Genomic DNA, 21950 nt, shown 5'->3' with positions numbered 1-21950 from the left:
GAGACCCATGCGCCTCGTCTTCGCCGGCACACCCGCTGTCGCCGTCCCGTCGCTCCGCGCTCTGGCGGCAGGTCCGCACGAGATCGCCGCCGTCATCACCCGAAGCGACGCGCCCCTGGGGCGCAAGCGCGTCCTGACCCCCTCGCCGGTTGCACACGTCGCTGATGAGCTCGGCATCCCGGTCATCAAGGCCGACCGTCTCGACGCCGAGGTGACCGCCCGCATCGCGGAACTCGAGCCCGATCTCGGGGTGATCGTCGCGTACGGCGGGCTCGTGCGCGAGCCGCTGCTGTCGACGCCCGCGCACGGCTGGATCAACCTGCACTTCTCGTTGCTCCCACGCTGGCGCGGTGCGGCTCCCGTGCAGCGCGCGCTCATGGCGGGCGATGCGGTCACGGGCGCGAGCGTGTTCCAGCTCGTCGCGGCGCTCGACGCCGGAGACGTGTTCGCCGAGGAGCGCTACGAGGTGCCCGCCGGGGCGACCTCGGCCACGGTGCTCGACGACCTCGCCGAGATCGGCGCTCCGCTGCTGGCGGGCGTGGTCGACGGCATCGCCGACGGCTCGGCGGTCGCGACTCCGCAGCAGGGCGAACCGACCCTCGCCCCCAAGCTGACCCTCGACGACGGTGCCCTCGACCTGACCCGGGATGCCGAGACCCTCCTGCACCAGATCGCCGGGGTCACGCCCGAACCCGGCGCGCACACCACCTTCGACGGAGCGCGCTTCAAGGTGCTGCGCGCCGCCCCCTCCGATGCGCCGCCGTTACCGGCGGGCCGGGTCACGGCATCCGGAAAAGACGTCGTCGTCGGCACGGGCACCACGCCGCTGCGCCTCGACACCGTGCAACCCGCCGGAAAGGGAGCGATGAACGCGAGCGACTGGTTCCGAGGCCTGCGCACCGACGAGCCGGAGCTCGGATCATGACCGTGCAGGGAGCCCGTGCCGTGGCCTACGAGGTGCTGCGCGCCGTCTCGGGAGACGAGGCCTACGCCAACCTGCTGCTGCCGCACGCGATCGGCCGACAGAAGCTGGATGCCAAGGACGCCGGGCTCGCGACCGAGCTGACGTACGGCACCCTTCGCCGCCGGGGCACCTACGACGCCATCATCGCCGCGGCCGCCGACCGCACGGTCGACCGCATCGACCCGGCCGTCCTCGACGCCCTCCGCCTGGGCGTGCACCAGTTGCTGTCGACCCGCGTCGCCTCGCACGCCGCGGTGAACGAGTCCGTCGAGCTCGCGCGGCGACACGGTGGGGGCCGAGGGGCCGCCGGCTTCGCCAACGCGGTGCTCCGTCGCGTCTCGCGCGACAATCCGGGGCAGTGGATGCAGACCATCTCCACCGCCGCGCGCAGCGACGACGAGCGCATCGGGCTCACCACCTCGCACCCGGTGTGGATCGTGCGGGCCCTGCGCCGCGCCCTCACCGCCGAGGGACGCGCCGACGAACTCGAGGGGCTGCTCGAGGCCGACAACGTCGCCCCGCGCGTCGCGATGATCGCCCTGCCGGGTCTCGCCGAGGTGCCCGATGACGCAACGCCCACGCGCTACGCCCCGACGGCGTTCACCACCCGCGGGGGAGACCCCGAGGGGCTCATCCGTTCGTCCGGCGGCACGATCCGCGTGCAGGACGAGGGGTCGCAGCTCGCCGCTCTCGCCCTCAGCCGCGCCCTCCCGGTGCGCGAGGGCGAGCGCTGGCTCGACCTGTGCGCGGGCCCCGGCGGCAAGACCGCGCTCCTCGCCGCCGAAGCGCTCGCCCATGAGGCGACCCTCGACGCCAACGAGATCGCCCCGGCTCGAGCGGGGCTGGTGCGCCAAGCCGTGGCATCCGTGCCCCTCGAGGTCGAGGTGAGCGAAGAGGACGGGCGCGAGCGCGCGGCCCGCATGCCGGGGGAGTACGACCGCATCCTCGTCGACGCGCCGTGCACCGGCATCGGCGCCCTCCGACGCCGTCCCGAAGCGCGTTGGCGCAAGACGCCGGCCGACGTGCCCGACCTGACCGCCCTGCAGCAGGAGCTCGTGCTCGCGGCCTTCGAGGCGCTGAAGCCCGGGGGAGTCGTGGCCTATGTCACGTGCTCGCCGCACCTGGCCGAAACCTCGGGCGTGCTGGCCGAGGTCAAGCGCGCACTCGGCGACGCGGCCGAAGAACTCGACGCCCGCGCGGTGGTCCGAGCGATCGCGAACGACGAGATCGACCTACCCGATCAGGCCGACGGGTCGCTCCGCGCCCAGCTGTGGCCGCACCGCCACGGTACCGACGCGATGTCGATCGCCCTGCTGCGCAAGCGCTGAGCGGCGCCCCTCCCGTCGAAAAACCGCGTGAGGGGTCAGTTCTTGTCGCCTGGACGAGCTCCCGGCGACACTTTCTGACCCTTCACGCGATCGGCGCAGGCGACCCGCGCGCCCATAATGGTCGGGTGCCTACCGACGCCCCGCGCATCAACCCGAGCATCCTCGCCGCCGACTTCGTGAACATGGAGGCCGAACTCGCGCGCATCGCCGGCGCCGACTTCGTGCACGTCGACGTGATGGACAACCACTTCGTGCCGAACCTCACGTTCGGACCGCAGATGGTGGGCCGCATCCAAGAGACCAGCCCCGTGCCGCTCGACGTGCACCTGATGATCGACGACCCCGACCGGTGGGCTCCGGCGTACGCCGAGCTGGGTGCGGCATCCGTCACCTTCCACCTCGAGGCCGCGGCATCGCCGGTCGCCCTCGCACGGCAGCTGCGCGCGATCGGCGCCCGCGCCGGGGTGGCCGTCAAGCCCGGGACGCCGGTCGAGAATCTCTTCGATTCGCTGAACGAGTTCGACCAGATCCTCGTCATGACCGTCGAGCCGGGCTTCGGGGGGCAGTCGTTCATGCCCGAGACCATGCCGAAGCTGCGCTCGCTCGCCGACGAGGCGAAGCGCCGGGGATCGAGCGTCTGGCTCCAGGTCGACGGCGGCATCGGCGAATCGACGATCGCCCAGGCCGCCGAGGCCGGGGCCGACACGTTCGTCGCGGGGTCCGCGGTGTTCGGCGCCGACGACCCCGACCGTGCGATCCAGTCGCTGCGCGCCTCGGCCGCCCGCCACCGCCACTGAGCCCGCGGACAGCCCCACCCCCGCCGACCCGATACCCTGGAACCGTGAAAACTTTCGACGACCTGTTCGCGGAACTCAGCGCCAAGGCCGTCGAGCGACCCGCCGGCTCCGGCACCGTCGCTCAGCTGGATGCCGGCGTGCACGCCATCGGCAAGAAGATCGTCGAAGAGGCCGCCGAGGTGTGGATGGCCGCCGAGTACGAGTCCGACGAGGCCGCGGCCGAAGAGATCTCGCAGCTGCTCTACCACCTGCAGACGCTCATGCTCGCGAAGGGCCTGTCGCTCCAGGACGTCTACCGACATCTCTGAGCCGCGCTCGCCCTCCCCACGCTCACACAACACGAAAGCCCCCGTCATGCTGCGAATCGCCGTGCCGAACAAGGGGTCGCTCGCCGAGACCGCCGCCGAGATGCTCTCGGAGGCCGGTTACACCGGACGTCGCGACTCGAAAGACCTGTACACCGTCGACCCCGTGAACGAGGTCGAGTTCTTCTACCTCCGTCCTCGTGACATCGCGACCTACGTCGGCTCGGGTGCACTCGACGTCGGCATCACCGGCCGCGACCTGCTGCTCGATGCCCGCATGCCCGGCGCCCGCGAGGTCGAGTCACTCGGCTTCGCCGGTTCGACGTTCCGCTTCGCCGGTCGACCCGGTCGCTTCACCGACATCGCCGACCTCGAGGGTCTGCGCGTCGCGACGGCCTACCCGGGCCTGGTCGACGCCTTCCTCGACGAGCGCGGCATCGCCGTCGACATCGTTCCCCTCGACGGGGCGGTCGAATCGGCCGTGCAGCTCGGAGTGGCGGATGCCGTGGCCGACGTCGTCTCGACCGGAACCACGCTGCGCCAGGCCGGTCTCGAGATCTTCGGGCCGGTGCTGCTCGAGTCCGACGCCGTGCTGATCGCCGGTCCCCAGGAGGCCGAGGGCACCGAGACGCTGCTGCGCCGCCTGCGCGGCGTGCTCGCCGCCCGCACCTACGTGCTGATCGATTACGACCTGCCCGCTCACCTGATCGAGCAGGCCGTCGCCGTGGCCCCGGGCCTGGAGTCGCCGACGATCTCGCCACTCCGCGACCCCGAATGGGTGGCCGTGCGGGTCATGAGCCCGCGCCGCGACGTCAACCAGGTCATGGACGCCCTCTACGCGATCGGCGCGCGCGCGATCCTCGTCACCGAGATCCTCGCCGCGAGGCTCTGATGACCCTCGCGCGTCGCGTCATCCCCTGCCTCGACGTCGCCGCGGGCCGCGTCGTCAAGGGCGTCAACTTCCTCGACCTGCGCGACATGGGCGATCCGGTCGAGCTCGCGAAGCTCTACTTCGAGCAGGGGGCCGACGAGGTCACCTTCCTCGACGTGACGGCGACGGTCGACGAGCGCTCCACGACCTACGACGTCGTGCGCCGCACGGCCGAGCAGGTCTTCATCCCGCTCACCGTCGGCGGGGGAGTGCGCTCGAGCGACGACGTCGCGCGCCTGCTCGCGGTCGGTGCCGACAAGATCGGCGTCAACTCCGCCGCGATCGCACGACCTGCTCTGATCGACGAGATCGCCGACCGCTTCGGCGCGCAGGTGATCGTGCTCTCGCTCGACGTCAAGCGGGCGGCATCCACCCCCTCGGGCTTCGTCGTGACCACTCACGGCGGCCGCACCGAGACGACCCTGGACGCCCTCGAGTGGGCGCGCGAGGCGGTCGAGCGCGGAGCCGGCGAACTGCTGGTCAACTCGATCGACGCCGACGGCACGAAGCAGGGCTTCGACCTCGAGCTCGTGCGCCTCATGCGTCAGGTCGCCGCGGTCCCCGTGATCGCCTCGGGCGGGGCGGGCGCTCTCGAGCACTTCGCCCCGGCCGTGCAGGCCGGCGCCGACGCCGTGCTCGCGGCATCGGTGTTCCACTCCGGCCAGCTCACCGTGGGACAGGTCAAAGACGCCATGGCCGCCGAAGGGATCGAGGTGCGCCGATGAGCGTCGACCGTGTGAAGTACGACGCCGACGGTCTCGTGGCCGCGGTCATCCAGCAGTTCGACTCGCGCGAGGTGCTGATGATGGGGTGGATGGATGCCGAGGCCCTCAACCGCACTCTCACCACGGGCCGCGTGACGTTCTGGTCGCGTTCGCGTCAGGAGTACTGGCGCAAGGGCGACACCTCCGGCCACATCCAGCTGGTCAAGGGAGCGCGCCTGGACTGCGACGGCGACACCCTGCTGATCGAGGTCGACCAGATCGGCGCCGCGTGCCACACGGGCGATCACACCTGCTTCGACGCCGACGACCTGCACCCGGTCGTGGGGGAGCGCTGATGCGTCGCGCGCGTTCCTCGGCGGTCCTCGCAATGCTCCTCGCCGGAGCGATCGGGGTCATCGCCTCGACGCAGACGTGGATCGACGTCACCCTCGACGACGGCGCGCAGCAGACGCTGGCCGTCCCGGGCGCCGAGGCGCTTCCGGTGCTCACTCCGCTGAGCCTTGCGGCCCTGGCCCTGGGCGCCGCCCTCTCGATCGTCGGTCCGGTGCTGCGCTATGTCTTCGGCGCGCTGGGGGTGCTCATCGCGGCGTTCGTGGGCTTCGGGACCGTTCAGATCCTGTTCTCGACTCCCGTCTCGGCGACGGCGGCGACCGTCACCGACGCGACGGGCATCTCGGGAACGGATGCCGTCGCCTCGCTCGTCTCGGGCCTGTCCCTGACCCCGTGGGCGGCGGTGACGCTCATCGCTCAGGTCGTTCTGTTCGCGGCATCCCTCTTCACTCTCGTCACCGCTCGCCGTTGGGCCTCCGGGGCGAGCCGCAAGTACCGCACGGCCGAAGAGGCGCGCACCGCCACGGGGCGCCCGCACGACGCGATCGACTCGTGGGACGACCTCTCGCGCGGCGACGACCCCACCGCCTGAGCGAACCTCGCGACATCGAGACGTCGGCGCCGGGAGCGCACCCCCGCTTCGGTAGACTGAACGGACGCTTTCCCCCGCGCTCGCGCGCGACTGTAAGGAGCCCCATGAGCAACCCCATCGGCGACCCCGGCCACGGACACTCGCCCGCCGCCTGGACGGCCGTGATCATCATGCTCGTCGCGTTCACGCTCGGCACGCTGTTCTTCTGGCTCGACATGCCCGTCATGGTGTGGGCCTCGGTGGGTCTGCTCGTCGTCGGCGCCATCGTCGGCTGGGCCATGACCAAGGCCGGCTACGGCGCGAACGGCGCGAAGTCCAACCCGAAGGCCCACTGATGGCGCTGGCCGATCTCACGGCCGGAGCGGTTGAGGACGCCGAGGAGCGCGCGCAGTCGCGACCCCTCGCCGAGGTCGAACGAGATGCTCTCGCGCAGACGCCGGCGCGCGACGCGCTGGCGATGCTCGCCCCCGGCGACCGCGTGAAGATCATCGCCGAGGTGAAGCGCGCGAGCCCGTCTCGCGGAGACCTCGCGGCGATCCCCGACCCCGCCCGTCAGGCGCGCCTGTACGAAGAGGGCGGTGCGTCCGCGATCTCCGTGCTCACCGAGCGACGCAAGTTCAAGGGCAGCCTCGCCGACCTCGAAGCCGTTCGGTCGGCCGTGAGCGTCCCGGTGCTGCGCAAGGACTTCATCGCGACGCCCTACCAGGTGCTCGAGGCCCGCGCCTCGGGGGCCGACCTCGCGCTGCTGATCGTCGCGGCCCTCGACCAGAAGACGCTCACCGAGCTCTACGGGCTCGTCACCGACCTGGGCATGACCGCCCTCGTCGAGACGCACTCGGCCGACGAGCTCGAGCGTGCGTCGCAGCTGGGCGCGAAGCTCATCGGCGTGAACGCCCGCAACCTCTCGACCTTCGAGCTCGACCGCGACCTGTTCGGTTCGCTGGTCGAGCGTTTCCCCGCGGATGCCGTGAAGATCGCCGAATCGGCCGTCCTCGCCCCCGCCGATGTGGCGCACTACCGCGCGGCGGGTGCCGACGTCGTGCTTGTGGGCGAGGCCCTCGTCACCGGCGACCCCGTTGCCACGCTCCGCGCGTTCCTCCAGGAGACGTCATGACCACCGCTCCCACCCAGAACCTGCGCGATCAGAAGGGGCCGTTCTTCGGCGACTTCGGCGGGCGTTTCATGCCCGAATCGCTCATCGCCGCGATCGACGAGCTCACCGCGGTCTACGAGTCGGCAATGGCCGACCCCGCGTTCCACACCGAGCTGCGCGCGCTGCTGCACGACTACGCGGGCCGCCCCTCGGTGCTCACCGAGGTGCCGCGCTTCGCCGAGCACGCCGGAGGCGCGCGCGTCTTCCTCAAGCGCGAAGACCTCAACCACACCGGCTCGCACAAGATCAACAACGTGCTGGGCCAGGCGCTGCTGACCAAGCGCCTCGGCAAGACGCGCGTGATCGCCGAGACCGGTGCCGGTCAGCACGGCGTCGCCACCGCGACCGCCGCGGCCCTGTTCGGCCTCGAGTGCGTCGTCTACATGGGCGAGGTCGACACCGAGCGCCAGGCCCTCAACGTGGCCCGCATGCGCCTCCTCGGCGCCGAGGTGATCCCCGTCACGACCGGCTCGCGCACCCTGAAGGACGCGATCAACGAGGCCTACCGCGACTGGGTCGCCTCGGTCGAGACGACCAACTACATCTTCGGCACCGCCGCGGGCCCGCACCCGTTCCCGGCGATGGTGCGCGACTTCCAGAAGATCATCGGCGAAGAGACCCGCGCCGAGTTCCTCGAGCGCCTCGGCCGCCTCCCCGACGCCGTGTTCGCGTGCGTCGGCGGCGGCTCCAACGCGATCGGCATGTTCGACGCGTTCCTCGACGACGAGGGCGTGGCCCTCTACGGCGTCGAGGCGGCCGGCGACGGCGTCGACACCCCCAAGCACGCGGCCTCGATCGAGCGGGGTCGCCCCGGCGTCCTGCACGGCGCGCGCACCTACGTGCTGCAGGACGAAGACGGCCAGACCACCGAATCGCACTCGATCTCGGCCGGCCTCGATTACCCGGGCGTCGGTCCCGAGCACGCGTGGCTCGCCGACATCGGCCGCGCGCAGTACATCCCGGCCACCGACGACGAGGCGATGCAGGCCCTGCGTCTGCTCTCGCGCACCGAGGGCATCATCCCGGCCATCGAGTCGGCCCACGCCCTCGCCGGAGCCCTGCGCATCGGTCGCGAGTTGGGTCCGGATGCCGTGATCGCCATCAACCTCTCCGGTCGCGGCGACAAGGACATGGACACCGCAGCGCGCTACTTCGACCTCTACGACGCCGAACACGCGCCGGAGGGCCCCGAGGGCGCCCCGCAGACGCGAGCGGCCGAGACCGTGGCATCCGCCCCCGGCTCGCCCGTCGACGTGACCCCGGCTCCGGACGCGGCCAGCGGCGCGGGAGTCGAGCTGTGACCTCTCGCGTCTCGGCGGCCATCGAGGCCGCCCACGCCGAGGGCCGTGGCGCCTTCGTCGGCTACCTCCCCGCCGGTTTCCCCGACGTCGCCACGAGCATCGAGGCGGCCGTCGCGCTGGCCGAGGCCGGAGCCGACGTCATCGAGCTCGGCCCGCCCTACAGCGACCCGGTGATGGACGGCCTGGTCATCCAAGAGGCGACCCAGACGGCGCTCGCGAACGGGTTCCGCATGCGCGACCTATTCACGATCATCCGCGAGGTCACCGCGCGCACCGACGTGCCGATCCTCGTCATGACGTACTGGAACCTCGTCGAGCAGTACGGCGTCGACCGATACGCCGACGAGCTCGTCGCCGCGGGCGGTGCGGGCCTCATCACGCCCGATGTGACCCCGGATGCCGCGGCCCAGTGGATCGAGACGAGCACGCGCACCGGCCTCGACCGGGTGTTCCTCGCCGCCCCCACCTCGTCGGACGAGCGGTTGAAGATGATCGTCGAGGCCTCCACAGGCTTCGTTTACACCGTCTCGACCATGGGCATCACGGGGGAGCGCGCCTCTCTCGACGCCGCCGCGCGAAGCCTGGTCGAGCGCCTGCGCTCGTTCGGCGCCGAGCACGCGTGCGTGGGCATCGGCATCTCGAACGCCGAGCAGGTGGCCGGAGTCGCGGAGTACGCCGACGGAGCGATCGTGGGGACGGCACTGGTCAAGGCGCTCCGCGACGGTGGCGTCGACGGCCTGTCGACCCTCGCGCGGGAGCTGTCTGCGGGCACCGCGCAGCGCGCCTAGACTCGAACCCATGACGTTCGCCCTCTCGAGCGCCGCCTCCGGCGTGCTCGCCAGCATCCCGAGCCCGACCATCTCGTACGTCGACCTCGGTCCGCTCCGCATCCACTTCTATGCCCTGTGCATCGTCGCGGGCATCATCGTCGCGATCTTCCTGACGAACGCCCGCCTGACACGTCGCGGCGCCGAGAAGTGGGTCGTCATCGACATCTGCCTCCTGGCGGTGCCCCTCGCGATCGTCGTGGCCCGCATTTACCACGTGGTCACGCACCTGGGCTTCTACTTCGGGCCGGGCTCGAACCCGTGGATTCTGTTCACTCTCGACGGCGGCTTCAAGTGGCAGTCGGGAACGGTGTGGGCCATCTGGGAGGGCGGCATCGCCATCTACGGTGCCCTCATCGGCGGCGCGATCGGCGCCGTCCTCGGGTGCAAGTGGACCGGCATCCGCTTCTGGACCTTCGCCGACGCGCTGGCGCCCGGCCTCATCATCGCCCAGGCCATGGGGCGCTTCGGCAACTGGTTCAACCAGGAGCTCTTCGGTCAGCCCACCGACCTGCCGTGGGGCCTCGAGATCGCTGCGGGAAACCCCGCCATTCCGGTCGGCCTGCCCGCCGGCACGCTCTTCCACCCCACCTTCGCGTACGAGGTCATCTGGAACCTCCTGGGTGCCGCTGTCATCCTGTACGTCGGCACGCGCTTCACCCTGCAGTGGGGCAAGCAGTTCGCGATCTACCTCGTCTGGTACTCCGCCGGTCGCATCGTGTGGGAGTCGATCCGCGTCGACCCGAGCGACATCATCCTGGGGCTGCGCACGAACGTGTGGGCCGCCATCTTCGGCGTGATCCTCGGCATCGTGATCTTCGTCGTGCAGTCGCGCCGTCACCACGGCTACGAGCCCTCGCCCTACGTACCCGGGCGCGAGTCGAAGGCTTCGGGGGCTGTAGACTCAGGCGACCCCTCTGACTTCGTCGACGTGAGCGAGCCGCCCGCGACGAGCGACACCGTCGGCACCAGCGCCACAAGCAGCCCCGCCACGAACTAACACTCTGGGCCGACGTCGTCCCATTCGAAGCATCAACGTGAGGACGGTTGATATGGCTTCCAGCCTGCGTTCCGACACCGTCGGAGGCGCATTCCCCGCCCGCCAGGGAATGTACGACCCGTCGTTCGAGAAAGACGCCTGTGGCCTCGCCATGGTCGCCACTCTCCGCGGCGAGGCCGGACACGACATCATCGATCTGGCGCTGACAGCGCTGCGCAACCTCGAGCACCGCGGTGCCATCGGGTCCGACGCGGGCACCGGTGACGGCGCCGGCATCCTGACCCAGATGCCCGACGCCTTCCTGCGTGCCGTCGTCGACTTCGACCTGCCGCCGGTGGGGGAGTACGCCGCGGGAATGATCTTCCTGCCGCTCGGTCACGATGAGCGCGCCGCGATGAAGGCGGGGATCGAAGAGATCGCGCGTCACGAGAACCTTCAGGTCCTCGGCTGGCGCGAGGTGCCGGTCGAGCCCGAGAACCTGGGCAAGCTGGCCTTCGAGGCGCGTCCCGCCTTCGAGCAGCTCTTCGTCTCGCGGCCGGCCACCGGCGACGAGCCGGCGCTGTCCGGGATCGCTCTCGACCGCCGCGTGTACCGCCTGCGCAAGCGTGCCCGTCACGAACTCGAGGCGTACTTCGTGTCGCTGTCGAGCCGGACTCTCGGCTACAAGGGCATGGTCACGACGCTGCAGCTCGAGCCGTTCTACCCCGACCTGCAGGACGAGCGCTTCGCCTCGGAGCTCGCGGTCGTGCACTCGCGCTACTCGACCAACACCTTCCCGTCGTGGCCGCTCGCGCAGCCGCTGCGCATGCTGGCGCACAACGGCGAGATCAACACGGTCAAGGGCAACCGCAACTGGATGCGCGCGCGACAGTCGCAGCTCGAATCCGAGCTGATCGGCGACGTCCGCCCGCTGCTTCCGATCTGCACCGAGGGCGCCAGCGACTCGGCATCCTTCGACGAGGTCCTCGAACTGCTGACCCTCACGGGCCGCAGCCTGCCTCACGCGATCATGATGATGGTCCCCGAGGCGTACGAGAAGCAGGCGACGATCGACCCCGCCCTGCGCGCCTTCTACGACTTCCACTCCATGCAGATGGAGCCGTGGGACGGCCCCGCCGCCCTGATCTTCACCGACGGCACGCTGGTCGGCGCGACCCTCGACCGCAACGGGCTCCGCCCGGGCCGCTGGACCGAAACCACCGACGGCCTCGTCGTCATCGGCTCCGAGACGGGCGTCCTCGACTTCGCGCCCGAGCGCATCAAGCGCCGCGGCCGCCTGCAGCCCGGTCGCATGTTCCTCGTCGACACGGCCCAGCGCCGCATCGTCGAGGACGAGGAGATCAAGTCCGACCTCGCCGCGCTCCACCCCTGGGGCGAGTGGGTCGACAAGGGCCGCGTCAAGCTCAGCGAGCTCCCCGAGCGCGAGCACATCGTGCACCCCATCGCCTCGATCACGCGTCGTCAGCGCACGTTCGGCTACACCGAAGAAGAGGTGCGCATCCTGCTGACCCCGATGGGCCAGGGCGGCGCCGAGCCCCTCGGCGCCATGGGCAGCGACGCACCCGTCGCCGTGCTCAGCGACCGTCCGCGCCTGCTCTTCGACTACTTCTCGCAGCAGTTCGCGCAGGTCACCAACCCGCCGCTCGACTCGATCCGCGAAGAGGTCGTCACCTCGCTCTCGCTGGGCCTCGGCCCCGAGCGCAACCTCCTCGACTGGGGCCCCGAGCACACCCGCACGGTGACGCTCGACTTCCCCGTCATCGACAACGACGAGCTCGCGAAGATCCAGCACATCGACACCGCGCTCCCCGGGCGCTCGTCGGTGACGATCCGCGGCCTGTACCGCGTCGAGGCCGGGCACAAGGGCCTCCAGAAGCGCCTCACGCAGATGTGCACCGAGGTCGACCAGGCCATCGAGGACGGCGCTGAGTTCATCGTGCTCAGCGACCGCGACTCGAACAAGGACCTGGCTCCCATCCCGTCGCTGCTCATGCTCGCGGCCGTGCACCACCACCTCATCCGCAAAGAGACCCGCATGAAGGTCGGTCTCGTGGTCGAGGCCGGCGACGTGCGTGAGGTGCACCACGTGGCGACCCTCATCGGTTACGGCGCCTCGGCGGTCAACCCGTACCTGGCGATGGAGACCGTCGAGTACCTCGTGCGCGCCGGCTTCATCACCAACATCACGCCCGAGAAGGCCGTCAAGAACCTGATCTACGCGCTCGGCAAGGGCGTGCTGAAGATCATGTCGAAGATGGGCATCTCGACCGTGTCGTCGTACGCCGGCGCCCAGGTGTTCGAGGCCGTGGGCCTGTCGCGCGACTTCATCGACGCGTACTTCACCGGCACCGAGACCAAGCTCGGCGGTGTGGGCCTCGACGTCATCGCGGCCGAGAACGCCGCGCGCCACGAGTACGCCTACCCGCAAGATGCAGCGGCCCGTGCGCACGAGCGCCTGTGGACCGGCGGCGAGTACCAGTGGCGCCGCGACGGTGCCCCGCACCTGTTCAACCCCGACACGGTGTTCCGCCTCCAGCACGCCACGCGCGAGCGTCGGTACGACATCTTCCGCGAGTACACGCAGCTGATCGACGACCAGGCGCATGAGCTGAAGACCCTCCGCGGTCTCTTCGGCCTGCGCACGGGAACGCGACCCGCCGTCCCGATCGATGAGGTCGAGCCCGTCTCGGCGATCGTCAAGCGCTTCTCCACCGGTGCGATGAGCTACGGCTCGATCTCGAAAGAGGCGCACGAGGTTCTCGCCGTCGCGATGAACCGCATCGGCGGCAAGTCCAACACCGGTGAGGGCGGAGAAGACGTCGACCGTCTGCTCGACCCCGAGCGTCGCAGTGCCATCAAGCAGGTGGCATCCGGTCGCTTCGGGGTGACGAGCCTGTACCTGACCAAGGCCGACGACATCCAGATCAAGCTAGCGCAGGGCGCCAAGCCCGGCGAGGGCGGTCAGCTGCCGCCGACCAAGGTGTACCCGTGGGTGGCGCGCACGCGGCACGCGACCGCGGGCGTCGGGCTCATCTCGCCGCCGCCGCACCACGACATCTACTCGATCGAAGACCTCAAGCAGCTCATCTTCGACCTCAAGCGCGCCAACCCCTCGGCCCGCATCCACACCAAGCTGGTCAGCCAGTCGGGTATCGGTGCGGTCGCCGCGGGTGTCGCCAAGGCGCTCAGCGACGTCATCCTGGTCTCGGGCCAGGACGGCGGCACGGGTGCGAGCCCGATGAACTCGCTCAAGCACGCCGGCACCCCGTGGGAGCTGGGCCTGGCCGAGACGCAGCAGACGCTCATGCTCAACGGCATGCGCGACCGCGTGGTCGTGCAGGTCGACGGGCAGATGAAGACCGGTCGCGACGTCATCATCGGCGCCCTCCTGGGTGCCGAGGAGTTCGGCTTCGCCACCGCTCCGCTCGTGGTCTCGGGCTGCATCATGATGCGCGTGTGCCACCTCGACACCTGCCCCGTGGGCGTCGCGACGCAGAACCCCGTGCTGCGTGAGCGCTTCACCGGCAAGGCCGAGTACGTCATCAACTTCATGGAGTTCATCGCGCAAGAGGTGCGCGAGTACCTCGCCGCCCTCGGCTACCGCTCGATCGACGAGATCGTCGGACGCGCGGAGCTGCTCGATGCCAACGAGGCGATCCAGCACTGGAAGGCCCGGGGCCTCAACCTCGCGCCCATCCTCGAAGGACCCCGCTTCGCCGAGGACGAGCCGCGCCGCCACGCGCGCAACCAGGATCACGAGCTCGAGGACCACTTCGACGTGCAGCTCATCGAGCGCGCGCAGGACGTCATCGCGCACGGGGGTCAGCTCACGATCGAGCTCCCGATCCGCAACACCGCGCGCGCCGTGGGGACCATGCTCGGCCACCACGTCACCAAGGCGCGGGGCGAGCACGGTCTGCCCGAGAACTCGATCGACGTGCGTCTGACCGGCTCGGCCGGGCAGTCGTTCGGCGCGTTCATGCCGGCCGGCATCACGCTGCGCCTCGAGGGCGACTCCAACGACTACGTCGGCAAGGGCCTATCGGGCGGCACGATCATCGTGCGTCCGCCGCGCGGCTCGAGCTTCGCGGCGTCCGAGAACGTCATTGCCGGAAACGTCATCGGCTACGGCGCCACGCAGGGGCAGATGTTCCTCAACGGCGTCGTGGGCGAGCGCTTCCTGGTGCGCAACTCCGGAGCGACGGCGGTCGTCGAGGGCGTGGGAGACCACGCGCTCGAGTACATGACCGGTGGTCTCGCCGTGATCCTCGGCGCCACGGGCCGCAACCTCGGCGCCGGCATGTCGGGCGGCCAGGCCTACGTCTACAAGCTCGACCGCGATCTCGTGAACCGCGAGGCCATGGCATCCGGTGAGCTCGAACTCGGTGCCCTCGGATCGGGGGATGCCGAGATCCTCCGCGACCTGCTCGAAAAGCACGTCGCAGAGACCGATTCCACCCTCGCCCGTCGTCTGCTGGACGACTTCGAGACCGAGGTGGACAACTTCGTCCGGGTGCTGCCGCGCGACTACGCCGCCGTGCTGCAGACCCGCCAGGAGGCGGTCACCGAGGGGCTCGACCCCGACGGCGACGTCGTCTGGAAGCGCATTCTGGAGGTGACGGGTGGCTGACCCGAAGGGCTTTCTCAAGGTCACGGAGCGCGAGCTCCCCAAGCGCCGGCCGGTGCCGGTGCGGATCATGGACTGGAAAGAGGTGTACGAGCCGGGTGATTCGGCCGTCATCAAGCGCCAGGCCGGTCGCTGCATGGACTGCGGCATCCCGTTCTGCCACAAGGGCTGCCCGCTCGGGAACCTGATCCCCGAGTGGAACGACCTCACGTGGCGCGGCGAGGGCCGCGCGGCCATCGAGCGCCTGCACGCGACGAACAACTTCCCGGAGTTCACCGGTCGTCTGTGCCCCGCGCCCTGCGAGAGCTCGTGCGTGCTCGGCATCAACCAGCCGGCCGTCACGATCAAGCAGGTCGAGGTCTCGATCATCGACGAGGCGTTCGGCAACGGTTGGGTCGAGCCCGAGCCGCCCGAGCGCCTGACCGGCAAGACCGTCGCCGTCGTGGGCTCCGGCCCCGCCGGCCTCGCCGCCGCCCAGCAGCTCACGCGCGCCGGCCACACGGTCGCGGTCTTCGAGCGCGACGACCGCATCGGCGGGCTGCTGCGCTACGGCATCCCCGACTTCAAGATGGAGAAGCGCCACCTCGAGCTGCGCCTGCGGCAGATGCAGGCCGAGGGCACGCGCTTCCGCGCCGGCGTCGAGATCGGCAAGGACGTCTCGTGGGGCGACCTCCGGGCGCGCTACGACGCCGTCGTGGTGGCCACCGGTTCGACGGTGCCGCGCGACCTCGCCATCCCCGGCCGCGACCTCGACGGCGTGCACTACGCCATGGAGTACCTCATCGAGGGCAACAAGGCCGTGGCCGGCGACCAGGTGCCGCACCAGATCACCGCCGAGGGCAAGCACGTCGTCGTCATCGGTGGTGGCGACACCGGAGCCGACTGCATCGGCACCGCCCACCGCCAGGGTGCGCTGAGCGTCACCAACCTCGCGATCGGCAAGCAGCCCCCGTCGGAGCGTCCGGCCGAGCAGCCGTGGCCGATGATGCCGAACCTGTTCGAGATGGCATCCGCTCACGAGGAGGGCGGGGAGCGCACGTTCCTCGCCTCGACCGTGGAGTTCCTCGGCAACGCCGCGGGAGAGGTGCGAGCGCTGCGCGTCGCCGAGACCGAGTACGTCGACGGCCGCCGCGTCCCCAAGAGCGGCACCGAGCGCGAGATCCCGGCCGACCTGGTCCTCATCGCGATGGGCTTCACCGGCCCTGAGCGCGAGCACCTCGAGAGCCAGCTCGGCACGCAGTTCACGAACCGCGGAAACGTGGAGCGCGACGCGACCTACGCCACCACCACCCCGGGGGTGTTCGTCGCCGGAGATGCCGGTCGCGGACAGTCCCTCATCGTGTGGGCCATCGCCGAAGGCCGCGCGGCCGCCGCCGAGGTCGACACGTTCCTCATGGGCGAGACGGTGCTGCCCGCGCCGGTGCGCCCGACCGATGTCGCCATCGGCCTCCTGCCCGCCTAAGCTGGCAAGGGCCGATCGGCCACTTCCCGAAAATTTCACGGAGCTTGAAACCGGATGAGACGCGCCAAGATCGTCGCAACACTCGGGCCCGCCACGTCGTCGTATGAGATGGTTCGCGCCATCATCGACGCCGGTGTGGATGTCGCCCGCCTCAACCTGAGCCACGGAGATTACTCCGTGCACGACGCCAACTTCGCCAACGTGCGCAAGGCGGCAGAAGACGCCGGACGCCCGGTCGCGGCCCTCGTCGACCTGCAGGGCCCGAAGATCCGCCTCGGCAAGTTCGAGAACGGTCCCCACGACCTGCTGCCCGGTGACATCTTCAAGATCACCATCGAGGACATCCTCGGCACCAAAGAGATCGTCGGCACGACCTTCAAGGGCCTGCCCCAGGACGTGCGCCCCGGCGACTTCCTGCTCATCGACGACGGCAAGGTCCGTGTCGAGGTCGTCGAGACCGACGGCACCGTCGTGACCACCAAGGTCATCGTCGGCGGCCCGGTCTCGAACAACAAGGGCATCAACCTGCCCGGCGTGGCCGTGAACGTCCCCGCACTGAGCGAGAAGGACGAGGCGGACCTCCGCTGGGGCCTGAACGCCGGCGCCGACCTCATCGCCCTGTCGTTCGTCCGCGATGCCAAGGACATCGAGCGCGTGCACGAGATCATGGCTGAAGAGGGGCGCTACGTGCCCGTCATCGCGAAGATCGAGAAGCCGCAGGCGGTCGACAATCTCGAGGAGATCATCGACGCCTTCGACGGCATCATGGTCGCCCGCGGTGACCTCGGTGTCGAGCTGCCCCTCGAGGCCGTCCCGATCGTGCAGAAGCGCGCGGTCGAGCTCGCCCGCCGCATGGCCAAGCCCGTCATCGTCGCGACGCAGATGCTCGAGTCGATGATCAACAGCCCGGTCCCCACGCGCGCCGAGACCAGCGACGTCGCCAACGCCGTCCTCGACGGTGCGGACGCGGTCATGCTCTCGGGCGAGACCAGCGTCGGCGACTACCCGGTCGTGGTCGTCGAGACCATGGCGCGCATCGTCGCGTCCACCGAGGAGCACGGTCTCGAGCGCATCGCGCCGCTGACCAACAAGCCCCGCACGCAGGGTGGCGCCATCACGCTCGCCGCTGTCGAGGTGGCCGACTTCGTCGAGGCGAAGTTCCTCTGCGTGTTCACCGAGTCGGGTGACTCGGCGCGCCGCATGTCGCGTCTGCGTTCGACCATCCCGATGATCGCCTTCACGCCCGAGCCCGGCATCCGCCGTCGCCTCGCGCTGACGTGGGGCGTGCGCTCCACGCTGGTGGAGCACGTGTCGCACACCGACAAGATGTTCCTGCAGGTCGACGAGTACCTGCTCTCGCACAAGCTGGCCGAGGTGGGGGACAAGGTCGTCGTGATCTCCGGTTCCCCTCCCGGAATCGCGGGCTCGACGAACGACCTGCGCGTCCACCGCGTGGGCGACGCCGTGCACGGCGCAGCGCCCGTCTACAAAGAGGTCTGAGCCTCGATGACGCGCGCCGGGTCCGCCCGGCGCGCGTCTTCGCGTTCCCACCCCGGTCTCGCCGCCGGTAAGTTGGGAGGGCAACACCTGCCGGTGTGGCGGAATGGCAGACGCGGGGCACTCAAAATGCTCTGTCGAAAGACGTGTGGGTTCGAGTCCCACCACCGGTACCCGTGACAGCACCCGAGTGATGGGGGCTGCGATCCGGGGCTTCTGGCCCCCGCAGACTTAGGATGGTTCCGTGACTGATCAAGAAGCCGTTCCGGCCAGCGCTCCGGCCGCTCCCCGACGCGTCGTCGTCGCGGAAGACGAGTCGCTCATCCGCCTCGACATCGTCGAGATCCTCCGCGACAACGGCTTCGACGTCGTCGGCGAGGCCGGCGACGGAGAGACCGCCGTCCAGCTCGCGACAGAGCTGCGCCCCGATCTGGTGATCATGGACGTCAAGATGCCGCAGCTCGACGGTATCAGCGCCGCCGAGAAGCTCAGCAAGAACCACATCGCCCCGGTCGTGCTGCTCACCGCCTTCAGCCAGAAGGAGCTCGTCGAGCGGGCCAGCGAGGCCGGCGCTCTGGCGTACGTGGTCAAGCCCTTCACCCCGAACGACCTGCTCCCCGCGATCGAGATCGCCCTCGCCCGCTACGAGCAGATCATCACGCTCGAGGCCGAGGTCGCCGACATGGTCGAGCGCTTCGAGACCCGCAAGCTCGTCGACCGGGCCAAGGGCCTTCTCAACGAGAAGATGGGTCTGAGCGAGCCCGAGGCCTTCCGCTGGATCCAGAAGGCGTCGATGGACCGCCGCCTCACCATGCAGGACGTCGCCAAGGCGATCATCGAGCAGCTCGCCCCCAAGAAGGGCTGAGCGAGACCTCCTCGAGAATGGATGCCACTGAGGTGGCATCCATTCCTCGTTTCCGCCGTGAGAGTCGGGGCGGTCAGCGTGCGGGGGCGTCCTTGATCATGTTCGTGATCCGGATGGTCGAGCACCGACGACCCTGTTCGTCGGACACCGCGATCTCGTGCACCGTGAGCGAACGGCCCAGGTGGATCGGGGTGCACACACCCGTGACGATGCCCGACGTGGCCGAGCGGGTGTGCGTGGCGTTGATGTCGATGCCGACCGCGAGCTTGCCCGACCCCGCGTAAAGGTTCGCCGCCATCGAGCCCAGCGACTCGCCGAGGACGACGTACGCACCGCCGTGAAGCAGGCCGACCGGCTGCGTGTTGCCCTCGACCGGCATGGTCGCGACGCTGCGCTCCACCGAGAACTCGACCCACTCGATGCCCATCTTCTCGGCGAGGGCGCCCATGCCGCGCTCCTTCGCCCAGTCGAGGCCGGGGGACGTGTCGGGAGTCGTGGAGGTCATCATCGCCTTCGTCGATCGGGCCGGGTCCGGGGGAGTGTCCGTGGTTCTCGTTACGCTGGAGGGGTGACGGATGCCGAAAAGCCTACTCTCCTCGTCGTCGACGGCCATTCGCTGGCGTATCGGGCGTTCTACGCCCTGCCGGTCGACAACTTCTCGACCAAGGACGGCCAGCACACCAACGGCATCTACGGGTTCCTGTCGATGTTCGTGAACCTCGTGAAGGCCGAGAAACCCACGCATCTCGCCGTGGCGTTCGACACCTCGCGGCAGTCGTTCCGGACCCGCGAGTACGCCGAGTACAAGGCCAACCGCAGCGAGTCGCCCGCCGAGTTCAAGGGGCAGATTCCGCTGCTGCAGGACTGCCTGCGCGCGATGGGCGTACCGGTGCTGGCGAAAGAGGACTTCGAGGCCGACGACATCCTCGCCACGCTCGCGACGCAGGGCGAGCAGCAGGGCTTCGAGGTGCTCGTCTGCTCGGGAGATCGCGACACCATCCAGCTCGTCACCGACGACGTCACGCTGCTCTACCCGAACGTCCAGGGCGTCTCGCAGCTCAAGCGCTACGACACCGCAGCCGTGATCGAGAAGTACGGCCTGCCGCCCGCGCAGTATCCCGAGATCGCCGCTCTCGTGGGCGAGACCAGCGACAACCTGCCCGGCGTGCCGAAGGTGGGAGAGAAGACCGCGGTCAAGTGGCTCACCCAGTGGGGCTCCCTCGATGCGCTGCTCGACAACGCCGACAAGATCACCGGCGTGGTGGGCGGCAACCTCCGCGAGCACATCGACGGCGTGCGCCGCAACCGCGCGCTCAACCGCCTGCTGCGCGACGTCGAACTGCCCGTCGGCCCCGGCGACCTCAAGATGCACCCGCTCGATGCGCAAGCGGTTCGCGACATCTTCGCGCGCCTGGAGTTCCGCACCCTGCTGCCGCGCGTTTTCGACGCCCTCGGCGGCGACGCGGGCATCGTCGAAGAGCAGCGCCCCACCGCGACCGCTCCGACGCCCTCGCGGCTCGACGCCACGGCGCTCGCCGCATGGACGGCCGCAGCAACCGGCGAGGTCGGGGTCACCGTCACCCTGGCCGGCGGCGCGCCCACCGCGATCGGACTCGCCTCGGGCGACGCCGCGGTCGAGGCCGAGTGGTCGTCGGCGGTGCGCGACGCGCTGGCCGAGTGGCTGGCATCCGACGCTCCCAAGGTCTTCGCCGACGCGAAGCCGCAGATCAAGGCGCTCGCTCGCGAGGGTGTGGCCGTCGGCGGCGTGGCGTTCGACGTGATCCTCGCCGGGTGGCTCGTGCGCCCGAGCTTCCCCGACAAGACGCTCGGCGATCTCGTGGAGCGCATGCTCGACGAGAAGCTGCCGGTCGCCGATCCGACCCAGTTGGTTCCCGAGACCGAGGGCGCGACCCCGAGCCAGCTGTCGTGGTTCACGCGCCGCGTCGCCGAGGCGCAGCGCGCCGATATGCCCGAGTCGGTCGCGAGCGTGCTCGACGACATCGAGCTGCCGACCCTCACCGCCCTGGCCGACATGGAGCTCGCGGGTGTCGCGGTGTCGCACGAGAAGCTCTCGAGCTTCTCGGCCGAGCTCGGGGCCCGCGCCGACGCCCTCGCCCGCGACGCCTACGCGGCGATCGGACACGAGGTGAATCTCGGTTCGCCCAAGCAGCTGCAGGAGGTCCTGTTCGACGAGCTGCAGCTGCCGAAGACCCGCAAGACCAAGAGCGGGTACACGACGGATGCCGCGGCCCTCGCCGACCTGCAAGAGAGTGCCGATCACCCGTTCCTCGACCTGCTGCTGCGCCACCGCGAGGCCACGAAGCTGAAGCAGATCATCGACGCGCTCGACACGGCCACGGGTGCCGACGGTCGCATCCACACCACCTACGTGCAGACCGGCAGCCAGACGGGGCGTCTGTCGAGCACCGACCCGAACCTGCAGAACATCCCCATCCGCACCGAAGAGAGCCGTCGCATCCGCGCGGCGTTCGTGGTGGGCGAGGGCTACGAGACGCTCCTGACCGCCGACTACTCGCAGATCGAGATGCGCATCATGGCGCACCTGTCGGGCGACCCCGGGCTCATCGAGGCCTTCAACTCGGGTGAAGACCTGCACCGCTTCGTCGGCGCACGCGTCTTCGGCGTCGAGCCCGCCGAGGTCACCCCGGCCATGCGCACAAAGGTCAAGGCGATGTCGTACGGCCTGGTCTACGGCCTGTCGGCGTTCGGCCTGTCGAAGCAGTTGCGCATCGAGCAGTCCGAGGCCAAGAAGCTCATGCTCGAGTACTTCGCCCGCTTCGGCGCGGTGCGTGACTACCTGCGCGGCTCGGTCGAGCAGGCCCGCCAGGACGGCTACACCGAGACGATCTTCGGTCGGCGCCGGCCGTTCCCCGACCTCACGAGCATGAACCGCGTGCTGCGCGAGAACGCCGAGCGCGCCGCCCTCAACGCGCCGATTCAGGGTAGCGCCGCCGACATCATGAAGGTCGCGCTGTTCCACATCCAGCGCGATCTCGCCGACGCCGAGCTGCGCTCGCGCGTGCTGCTGCAGATCCACGATGAGCTCGTCGTCGAGGTCGCGGCAGGGGAGTGGGATGACGTCGAGAAGATCGTGCGCGCGCGCATGGCCGACGCCGCCGACCTTTCGGTTCCGCTCGACGTGCAGATCGGCCGCGGCGGGGACTGGGACGAGGCCGGGCACTAGCACCCGCGTCGCCGCGCCCCGACACGAAGCCCGGGGCGCGG

19 protein-coding genes and 1 tRNA gene are annotated in these 21950 nt (G+C 69.9%); 19 read left to right on the top strand and 1 reads right to left on the bottom strand.

Annotated features, from left to right (window positions below; translation table 11 throughout):
* Window positions 1-7: 7 nt before the first annotated feature.
* The 18 genes from fmt to OVA26_RS09465 all read left to right on the top strand — a co-directional run bounded on the left by fmt (window position 8) and on the right by OVA26_RS09465 (window position 18704).
* Window positions 8-925 carry a methionyl-tRNA formyltransferase gene (gene fmt, locus OVA26_RS09550; protein WP_268103956.1) on the top strand — a complete coding sequence of 306 codons (918 nt, stop codon included), beginning with the start codon at window positions 8-10 and terminating at the stop codon, window positions 923-925.
* Window positions 922-2292, top strand: coding sequence for an RsmB/NOP family class I SAM-dependent RNA methyltransferase (locus OVA26_RS09545; protein ID WP_268103955.1), 1371 nt, complete (start codon window positions 922-924; stop codon window positions 2290-2292). The genes fmt and OVA26_RS09545 overlap by 4 nt, the downstream gene beginning before the upstream one ends.
* A gap of 125 nt (window positions 2293-2417) precedes the next feature.
* The gene (gene rpe, locus OVA26_RS09540; protein WP_268103954.1) at window positions 2418-3089 is read left to right on the top strand and encodes a ribulose-phosphate 3-epimerase; all 672 of its coding nucleotides are present in this window, start codon (window positions 2418-2420) and stop codon (window positions 3087-3089) included.
* A gap of 44 nt (window positions 3090-3133) precedes the next feature.
* On the top strand, window positions 3134-3397 hold the full coding sequence (locus tag OVA26_RS09535) for a phosphoribosyl-ATP diphosphatase (RefSeq protein ID WP_056231808.1): 264 nt from the start codon (window positions 3134-3136) through the stop codon (window positions 3395-3397).
* 46 nt (window positions 3398-3443) lie between these two features.
* Window positions 3444-4286 (top strand): ATP phosphoribosyltransferase, encoded by an 843-nt coding sequence (gene hisG / locus OVA26_RS09530; RefSeq protein ID WP_056231810.1) that lies wholly within the window; start codon window positions 3444-3446, stop codon window positions 4284-4286.
* The gene (hisF, locus tag OVA26_RS09525) at window positions 4286-5050 is read left to right on the top strand and encodes an imidazole glycerol phosphate synthase subunit HisF (RefSeq protein ID WP_056231813.1); all 765 of its coding nucleotides are present in this window, start codon (window positions 4286-4288) and stop codon (window positions 5048-5050) included. The genes hisG and hisF overlap by 1 nt, the downstream gene beginning before the upstream one ends.
* Window positions 5047-5385, top strand: coding sequence for a phosphoribosyl-AMP cyclohydrolase (gene hisI / locus OVA26_RS09520; RefSeq protein ID WP_268103953.1), 339 nt, complete (start codon window positions 5047-5049; stop codon window positions 5383-5385). Before hisF ends, hisI begins: the two co-directional genes overlap by 4 nt.
* Window positions 5385-5972 (top strand): Trp biosynthesis-associated membrane protein, encoded by a 588-nt coding sequence (locus tag OVA26_RS09515; RefSeq protein ID WP_268103952.1) that lies wholly within the window; start codon window positions 5385-5387, stop codon window positions 5970-5972. The genes hisI and OVA26_RS09515 overlap by 1 nt, the downstream gene beginning before the upstream one ends.
* A 104-nt stretch (window positions 5973-6076) precedes the next feature.
* Window positions 6077-6307 carry a DUF6704 family protein gene (locus tag OVA26_RS09510; protein WP_056231824.1) on the top strand — a complete coding sequence of 77 codons (231 nt, stop codon included), beginning with the start codon at window positions 6077-6079 and terminating at the stop codon, window positions 6305-6307.
* Window positions 6307-7086 carry an indole-3-glycerol phosphate synthase TrpC gene (gene trpC, locus OVA26_RS09505; protein ID WP_268103951.1) on the top strand — a complete coding sequence of 260 codons (780 nt, stop codon included), beginning with the start codon at window positions 6307-6309 and terminating at the stop codon, window positions 7084-7086. The genes OVA26_RS09510 and trpC overlap by 1 nt, the downstream gene beginning before the upstream one ends.
* On the top strand, window positions 7083-8426 hold the full coding sequence (gene trpB, locus OVA26_RS09500) for a tryptophan synthase subunit beta (protein ID WP_056231830.1): 1344 nt from the start codon (window positions 7083-7085) through the stop codon (window positions 8424-8426). The genes trpC and trpB overlap by 4 nt, the downstream gene beginning before the upstream one ends.
* Entirely contained in the window at window positions 8423-9214 is a 792-nt protein-coding gene (trpA, locus tag OVA26_RS09495) for a tryptophan synthase subunit alpha (protein WP_056231833.1), read from the top strand. Before trpB ends, trpA begins: the two co-directional genes overlap by 4 nt.
* A gap of 10 nt (window positions 9215-9224) precedes the next feature.
* Window positions 9225-10253 (top strand): prolipoprotein diacylglyceryl transferase, encoded by a 1029-nt coding sequence (lgt, locus tag OVA26_RS09490; protein ID WP_268103950.1) that lies wholly within the window; start codon window positions 9225-9227, stop codon window positions 10251-10253.
* A 52-nt stretch (window positions 10254-10305) separates the two neighbouring features.
* Complete coding sequence (gltB, locus tag OVA26_RS09485) at window positions 10306-14883, top strand: glutamate synthase large subunit (protein WP_268103949.1); 4578 nt, start codon at window positions 10306-10308, stop codon at window positions 14881-14883.
* Window positions 14876-16342, top strand: a complete 1467-nt coding sequence (locus OVA26_RS09480) for a glutamate synthase subunit beta (protein ID WP_074694921.1) — start codon at window positions 14876-14878, stop codon at window positions 16340-16342. Before gltB ends, OVA26_RS09480 begins: the two co-directional genes overlap by 8 nt.
* A 54-nt stretch (window positions 16343-16396) precedes the next feature.
* Entirely contained in the window at window positions 16397-17842 is a 1446-nt protein-coding gene (gene pyk / locus OVA26_RS09475) for a pyruvate kinase (RefSeq protein ID WP_268103948.1), read from the top strand.
* 89 nt (window positions 17843-17931) lie between these two features.
* Window positions 17932-18012: transfer RNA gene (locus OVA26_RS09470), tRNA-Leu, on the top strand.
* A gap of 71 nt (window positions 18013-18083) precedes the next feature.
* The gene (locus tag OVA26_RS09465; protein ID WP_056231849.1) at window positions 18084-18704 is read left to right on the top strand and encodes an ANTAR domain-containing response regulator; all 621 of its coding nucleotides are present in this window, start codon (window positions 18084-18086) and stop codon (window positions 18702-18704) included.
* A 73-nt stretch (window positions 18705-18777) separates the two neighbouring features.
* Here OVA26_RS09465 and OVA26_RS09460 read toward each other — a convergent pair whose 3' ends face one another.
* A complete protein-coding gene (locus tag OVA26_RS09460) occupies window positions 18778-19209 on the bottom strand; it encodes a hotdog fold thioesterase (protein ID WP_056232412.1) in 432 nt (143 codons plus the stop codon).
* 63 nt (window positions 19210-19272) lie between these two features.
* On the opposite strand from OVA26_RS09460, the gene polA reads away from it, so the two are divergent.
* Entirely contained in the window at window positions 19273-21909 is a 2637-nt protein-coding gene (polA, locus tag OVA26_RS09455) for a DNA polymerase I (protein ID WP_268103947.1), read from the top strand.
* The last annotated feature ends 41 nt before the right edge of the window (window positions 21910-21950 follow it).

It is taken from the genome of Microbacterium sp. SL62, assembly GCF_026672635.1.
Lineage (GTDB): Bacteria > Actinomycetota > Actinomycetes > Actinomycetales > Microbacteriaceae > Microbacterium > Microbacterium testaceum_A.
Note: the sequence above shows the minus strand (reverse complement) of the source record. Positions and strands in the feature narration are given on the sequence as shown.